Annotated in this window: 9 protein-coding genes; 6 read left to right on the forward strand and 3 right to left on the reverse strand. The window is 64.5% G+C overall.

From position 1 onward, the window contains the following. Window positions 1-445 (reverse strand): MFS transporter (locus tag JNK68_16630; protein MBL8541970.1); only part of this gene is annotated, 445 nt, incomplete at its 3' end. 370 nt (window positions 446-815) lie between these two features. Here JNK68_16630 and JNK68_16635 point away from each other — a divergent pair. Genes JNK68_16635 through eno form a run of 6 tightly spaced genes read left to right on the forward strand, consistent with a single transcriptional unit; the run spans window position 816 to window position 4976 of the window. Beyond that, window positions 816-1187 carry an HIT family protein gene (locus tag JNK68_16635; GenBank protein ID MBL8541971.1) on the forward strand — a complete coding sequence of 124 codons (372 nt, stop codon included), beginning with the start codon at window positions 816-818 and terminating at the stop codon, window positions 1185-1187. A 13-nt stretch (window positions 1188-1200) separates the two neighbouring features. Next, window positions 1201-1557 (forward strand): DUF190 domain-containing protein, encoded by a 357-nt coding sequence (locus JNK68_16640; protein MBL8541972.1) that lies wholly within the window; start codon window positions 1201-1203, stop codon window positions 1555-1557. After that, window positions 1554-2759, forward strand: a complete 1206-nt coding sequence (locus JNK68_16645) for a cation:proton antiporter (protein ID MBL8541973.1) — start codon at window positions 1554-1556, stop codon at window positions 2757-2759. The genes JNK68_16640 and JNK68_16645 overlap by 4 nt, the downstream gene beginning before the upstream one ends. Window positions 2760-2772: 13 nt before the next feature. After that, entirely contained in the window at window positions 2773-3189 is a 417-nt protein-coding gene (locus JNK68_16650) for a universal stress protein (protein MBL8541974.1), read from the forward strand. An 8-nt stretch (window positions 3190-3197) separates the two neighbouring features. Then, the gene (locus JNK68_16655) at window positions 3198-3665 is read left to right on the forward strand and encodes an ATPase P (GenBank protein ID MBL8541975.1); all 468 of its coding nucleotides are present in this window, start codon (window positions 3198-3200) and stop codon (window positions 3663-3665) included. Between the two features lie 45 nt (window positions 3666-3710). Continuing rightward, the gene (eno, locus tag JNK68_16660; GenBank protein ID MBL8541976.1) at window positions 3711-4976 is read left to right on the forward strand and encodes a phosphopyruvate hydratase; all 1266 of its coding nucleotides are present in this window, start codon (window positions 3711-3713) and stop codon (window positions 4974-4976) included. Between the two features lie 91 nt (window positions 4977-5067). Here eno and JNK68_16665 read toward each other — a convergent pair whose 3' ends face one another. Continuing rightward, complete coding sequence (locus tag JNK68_16665; protein MBL8541977.1) at window positions 5068-5760, reverse strand: MgtC/SapB family protein; 693 nt, start codon at window positions 5758-5760, stop codon at window positions 5068-5070. 84 nt (window positions 5761-5844) lie between these two features. Then, window positions 5845-6123 (reverse strand): hypothetical protein, encoded by a 279-nt coding sequence (locus JNK68_16670; GenBank protein ID MBL8541978.1) that lies wholly within the window; start codon window positions 6121-6123, stop codon window positions 5845-5847. Window positions 6124-6276 lie beyond the last annotated feature (153 nt).

Genomic DNA, 6276 nt, shown 5'->3' on the forward strand with positions numbered 1-6276 from the left:
CGCCGGCATTGTCCATCGCGCGATGCAGACCGAAAGCGAGTCCGCGCCGATCTGCTCCCACGCTCGAGGCGAGCAGAGCATCGCGCGGCGAGCTGCGCAGTCCCTTGCCGACACGGTCGGCGAAACGCAGTGCCAGCACGACCGGCCATGAAGTCGCGAGCGCGAGCAGCGGACGGCCCAGCGCCGCCAACCCATAGCCGCCGACAATCCACCCCTTGGCGGTACCGCGGCGGTCGACCAGCACCCCTGAGAAGAGCTTGAGCAGGCTGCCCGTTGCTTCGGCGATCCCTTCGATCAAGCCGAGCGCCCGCGGCCCCGCCATCAGCACCGAAGCGAGATAGAGCGGTACCAGCGGATAGATGAGATCGCTCGCGGCATCGTTGCAGAGGCTGACGAGTCCAAGGAGCCAGACGGCCGGGGGCAGGTTCGCAATCGCCTTGAGCATAGACGTGCGAGGCTGGGAGCGCAAAGTATAGCTTGGTCTGCGGCCGATCGTTCCGTGCTGCGCGCTGCTGCCCAGGATAACGTCGCGGCGAGTGCACTGCGTGCAGTGACATGCGCTATACTTCACGCAGGAGATGGCATTCCTCCGTTAACCGCCGGGCGGTTCTCGCCCGGCTGATGATGCCTACGAGATTCCCCGGAGCTGCTCGGGGGGCGTAGGCATATCGTGATCTCTCCTCCGCCCCATCCCAGCCGCCCCGGTTTCATTGACCAAGGAGCGCATGGGAGCGAATCGGTTCGCACCGCGCCGCCGGTGGGCAGCGCAGGCTGGGCAATCTGACACAAGGAGCCCGATTCCCGCTCGGCAGAGCATGGGCGTGAACGCCTGCCCGTTCTGCAACGACGACGGTGCGGTGCTGCGCAACCCCCTCGCCTACGCCCGCTTCGACAGGTACCCCGTTACCCCAGGGCACCTCTTGATCCTGCCGCTGCGCCATATCGCCAGCTGGTTCGACGCAGCCGACGAGGAAAAGGCGGCGCTGCTCGACCTGCTGGAAGAGGGCAAGCGGCTGCTCGATGCCGAGCATGCACCTGCGGGCTACAACATCGGCATCAATGTCGGCGAAGTGGCCGGGCAGACCGTGATGCACCTGCACGTTCACCTCATCCCGCGCTACCACGGTGATGTCGCCAATCCCCGAGGGGGCGTGCGGGGCGTGATACCGGCGCGGCAAGCCTACTGACAGGAGACATCAAGTGGACGGTTCCTTTCTGCGTTTCTATCTGCACGAGAACCAGCGCTACCACGGCATCCTGTTGTGGGATTGGCTGCTCGAGCACGCAGCCAGACTCGGCATCCGTGGCGGTTCCGCGTTCCGTTCCATGGCGGGCTTCGGCCGGCATCACGTCGTGCATACGGATCACTTTTTCGAGCTCGCCAGCAACCTGACGGTGGAGGTCGAATTCATCGTCAACGACGAGGAGGCGAAGCGACTGATCGCGCTGATCGAAAAGGCTGGAGTTCGACTCTTCTATGCCCGCATCCCGGCTCGGTTCGGCGTCGTCAACCCGGACAGGCGGGACACACCGGAAGCTGCCGAGGTGGCCCAGTGACAGAAATCTGGACACAGGCGGCCCTCTGGCTCGGATTGGCGCTGCTCGCCACGCTCGTATCGATACGACTGCGCATTGCTACCGCGCTGTCGGAAATCGTGGTGGGCACCATCGCCCAACTGCTCCTGGGAGCGGCACTAGGGGGTGCTCTGCTGAATGCCGACGCCTCGTGGGTAAAGTTTCTGTCGGGGGCGGGTGCCATCGTGCTGACGTTTCTGGCCGGCGCGGAGCTCGACCCCGGGGTGTTCCGGATGAAGTGGCGCGAAGCGACCGCGGTCGGCATGGTGAGCTTTGCCGTCCCCTTTTTCGGGTGCGCCACCGTGGCGTACTGGGGGCTCGGTTGGTCCGGCCAAGCAAGCTGGCTCGCCGGCATCGCGATGTCGACGACCTCGGTCGCCGTGGTCTATGCCGTGATGCTGGAGTTCGGTTTCAACGTCACGGATTACGGCAAGACGGTGCTCGCCGCCTGCTTCATCACCGACCTCGCTACGGTCGTCGCGCTCGGATTCATCTTCGCTCCCTTCAGCTTCAAGACGCTCGTCTTCGTGTCGGTGAGCACCGTGGCTTTCATCTTCCTGCCCTGGATCACGCCGCGCTTTTTCCGCCGCTTCGGCGGCCGGCCCTCGGAACTCGAAGCGAAGTTCCTGATGCTGTGCCTGTTCGGGCTCGGGGCGCTTGCCACCTGGGCCGACAGCGAAGCGGTACTGCCCGCCTATGTGGTCGGGATGGTGCTGGCGGGAACGGTCGGCAAGGACCACGTCCTGATCCGCCGCCTGCGCACCCTCACTTTCGGATTGCTGACGCCGTTCTACTTCATTCGCGCCGGCTCGCTGGTGTCGGTGCCGGCGCTGGTCGCTGCGCCGGCCGCCTTCCTGATACTGCTGGTCGCCAAGATTGCGACCAAGATCGCCGGTGTCTACCCTCTCACGCGCACTTACGGCTCGCGCAACCCCGAGGCCATGTACACGACGCTGCTCATGTCCACCGGACTTACCTTCGGCACGATCTCCGCGCTCTTCGGCCTGTCGCACGGCGTTGTCGATCAGAGCCAGTACTCTGCCCTGGTGGCTGCCGTGATCTGCAGCGCCGTCGTCCCCACGATGATCGCGAATGCTTTCTACCTGCCGCATCACTTGCTGCGCCAGGATGAGTCTCAGGGAGCAGTCCGCTCGGCGCTGCCAGCCGTACAGAAGACAACGTGAAGGAGCCCCGGCGATGCATAAGATTCTCGCTGCCTACGACGGATCCGAGCCTGCCCGAGACGGGCTCGATTTCGCTGTCGACCTGGTTCGCCACTACGGTGCAGAACTCTACGTGCTCGCCGTATCGAGGCCGCCCGAGTTCGCCGAGGACGTGGAAGCAGAAGCGGTGATCGAGAACTCTCGCCGCTATTTCCAGCGGCTGCTGGACGAGGTGAAGACGCGACTCGTGGCGGAGTCCGTGGCCGCGACCTGTGAGCTTGTGGTCGGCCACCCGGCGGAGCAGATCCTGATTTACGCCGAGAGGCATGACGTGGATCACATCGTCATGGGTTACCGGGGCCGCTCGATGTTCAAGCGCTGGCTGCTCGGCTCGGTGGCACGGCGCGTCATCGCCTACGCCCACTGCGCAGTAACGGTGATGCGCAAGTAGGAGCCGCCTTGCGAATCGAAATACCCGGAGTGGGCACGCTCGACATCGAGCACGTGGTGCTGGATTTCAACGGGACCCTTGCCGTGGACGGAGGACTGCTGCCAGGCGTCGCGCAACGCCTGGGCGACCTCGCCCGCCACCTGCGAATTCATGTCGTCACCGCTGATACGTTCGGCAGCGTCGCGCGCGAGCTCGCGGGATTGCCGTGCGAGATCGTCAAATTGGCGACCCACCATCAGGGCGAGGCAAAGCTCGCTTATGTGCGGCGCCTCGGCCTTGATAGCTGCGCATGCATCGGCAACGGCTTCAACGACCGCCTGATGCTGCGCGAATCGGTGCTCGGCATCGGGGTGATTCAGGGCGAGGGCGCGGCGGTGCCGGCGCTCGTCGCCGCACGCGTCGTCTGCCATGACATCTTCGACGCCCTCGATTTGCTACGACACCCCAAGAGGCTCGCCGCGACGTTGCGCGACTGAGCCGGCTGCTGCAATCCGTGTTGTCAACCAGGGAGGAGGAACACCATGAGTGTACGCATCGAATCAATCCAGGCAATGGAGATTCTGGATTCCCGCGGAACGCCCACGCTCCGGGTCTTCGTGAAGCTGACCAACGGCGTCAGGGTATCGTCGTCTGTGCCCTCGGGCGCGTCCACCGGCGAGAACGAGGCAGTCGAGCTGCGCGACGGAGAGAAATCGCGTTATGGTGGGAAGGGAGTGCGCAAAGCCGTGGCAAACGTCAACGACGTCATCGCACCTGTGCTTGCCGGCCGCGATCCGAACCATCAGGGCGAGATCGACCGGCTCATGATCGAGCTCGACGGCACGCCGAACAAGGCCAAGCTTGGCGCCAACGCGATTCTCGGCGTATCGCAGGCAGTGGCACGCGCCGCTGCGGAAAGCGCGGGAATGCCGCTCTATGCCTATCTCGGCGGCGCCGGCGCGCGGCACCTGCCGGTGCCGATGATGAACGTGCTGAACGGCGGCAAACACGCGGATTCGAGCCTCGACTTCCAGGAATTCATGATCTTCCCGCGCGGCGCCCCCACCTTCTCGGAGTCGCTGCGCTACGGCGCCGAGACATTCCAGGCGCTGAAAGCGATCCTGCACGACAAGGGCTTGAGCACGGCCGTGGGTGACGAAGGCGGTTTTGCGCCCAAGCTTTCGAGCAACGACGAAGCCTGCGAGCTCATCGTCGCTGCCATCGAACGCGCCGGGTACAAGGCGGGGAAGGACGTCGCGATCACCCTCGATCCCGCCTCCAGCTCGTTCTGGGAGAAGGGCGTGTACCGTCTCACCCGCAGCGGTCAAGGTGATAAGAACGCATCACAGATGATCGAGCTCTATCGCGCCTGGATCGATCGCTACCCGATCGTATCGATCGAGGACGGTCTGGCGGAGAACGACTGGGAAGGCTTCAAGGCGCAAACGGCCGCGATGGGCGACCGCATCCAGATCGTCGGTGACGACCTGCTCGTCACCAACCCGGAGTACATCGCGCGCGGCATCCGCGAGAAGGCCTGCAATGCAGCCCTCATCAAGCTCAATCAGATCGGGACCGTAAGCGAGACGATCGATGCCATCCACCTCTGCCGCAAGGCGGGCTGGGGGTTCGTCATCTCGCACCGCTCGGGCGAAACCGAAGACGCCTTCATGGCCGACTTCGCCGTGGCGATGGGAGGCGGCCAGATCAAGACCGGCTCGATGTGCCGGTCCGAGCGCATCGCCAAGTACAACCGGCTGCTGGAGATCGAAGCGGAGCTGGGTTCGGCAGCAAGCTTCGGCGCGTAGCAGTTGGGCGGGCACCCGCGATACCTCGCGGGTGCCCTGTCAGGCCAGCCTCGTCGCACTACCGTCGCATCCGGAACGGCCGAGCGAAAAGCTAGTCGCCGGTGGGCGAGATGCGAAACGAGCGGACGTTGTCGAACTTGCGCAGCGCGACCGCAAGCTCGGACAGAGCGTCGTGATTCGTCGTCCGAATGACCATGCGGTACTCGAACGTGAGGCCGTCGTCGGAGAGCCGGTGGCTCATATTGGCGATGGTAAAGCCGAGAGCTTGGAGAAAATTTCTGAGTTCGCCTTCGGGCATCACGCTGTCGCGGCTGAAGCGGACGAAGTGATGGGCGTAGAAATGCGAGGGCACGCGCGCCTCGATCCAGCGGAACAGCCCGAGTATGGCCAGTGTCATGACGGTGGCGAGCGTCGCCGGGCCGTAGAAACCGATCCCCATGAGGATGCCGATGGCGGCGGTGATCCAGATGGAAGCCGCGGTCGTCAGCCCGCGAACGGACAGCCCCTCCTTGAAGATGACCCCCGCCCCGAGAAAGCCGATGCCGGTCATGATGCCTTGCGCCATGCGCGTCGGATCGGTGCGTATCGTGTCGTTGGCGCCGCCCGGCAGCCACGTCTGCTGATACAGAGTCACGAGCATGAGCAGGCTCGACGCAAGGCAGACGAGGGCGTGGGTGCGAAAGCCCGCCGGCCTTCCGTGAAAGCTCCGTTCGAGGCCGATGGCCCCGCCGGCCAGCAGCGCGCCGCCGAGATGTGTGGCGATCGTAACGAAATCGGCGTTCAGTGAAGCGGCCACGGGGGCACCCACGCTCCGGTCCGGCTAACGGACGCCAGCTGTCGGCGCTCGCGACTCGCGCAGTCGGACGGGTCAGTCCTCGAGCTCGACTTCCGTTGCGTAGCGCTTGCCGTCGCGCTGGTGGTAGTCGACCTCGACCCTGAGACCCTGCCTGAGATCGTCGAAATCCTTCAGCCCATCTTCGTACTTGGTCGAGGGCATCACGAAGAATTCGGTGCCGTTGACGACGAACGACTGGTTGCCCTTCCTGACCGACTCGATCAGCCCCGTCACTTCGTTGTCGGCGAGCACGGGGGCTGCAAGCATGACAAACGAGATACCCGCAAGCAGTGCTCCAAAACGCTTCGTCACCATAGTAGGCTCCTTCAGTGTTGTGGGTGAGAGTGTGTCCCGGCGCCTTGCTCGGGAGCGTCCGGCACCGCAGACCGTGGGAACATCCGGTCGCGTTCCAGGCAAGGGGGAGCAACGGGACTCGCCGGGTTGGTCTGCCCCGTCCCAGTTTAA

The organism is Betaproteobacteria bacterium, assembly GCA_016791345.1.
Lineage (GTDB): Bacteria > Pseudomonadota > Gammaproteobacteria > Burkholderiales > JAEUMW01 > JAEUMW01.

Excerpts from the sequence above, each read along its gene's own strand:
- JNK68_16650 (MBL8541974.1), top strand. The coding sequence starts at position 2,773 with ATGCATAAGATTCTCGCTGCCTACGACGGATCCGAGCCTGCCCGAGAC.
- eno (MBL8541976.1), top strand. The coding sequence starts at position 3,711 with ATGAGTGTACGCATCGAATCAATCCAGGCAATGGAGATTCTGGATTCC.
- JNK68_16635 (MBL8541971.1), top strand. The coding sequence starts at position 816 with ATGGGCGTGAACGCCTGCCCGTTCTGCAACGACGACGGTGCGGTGCTG.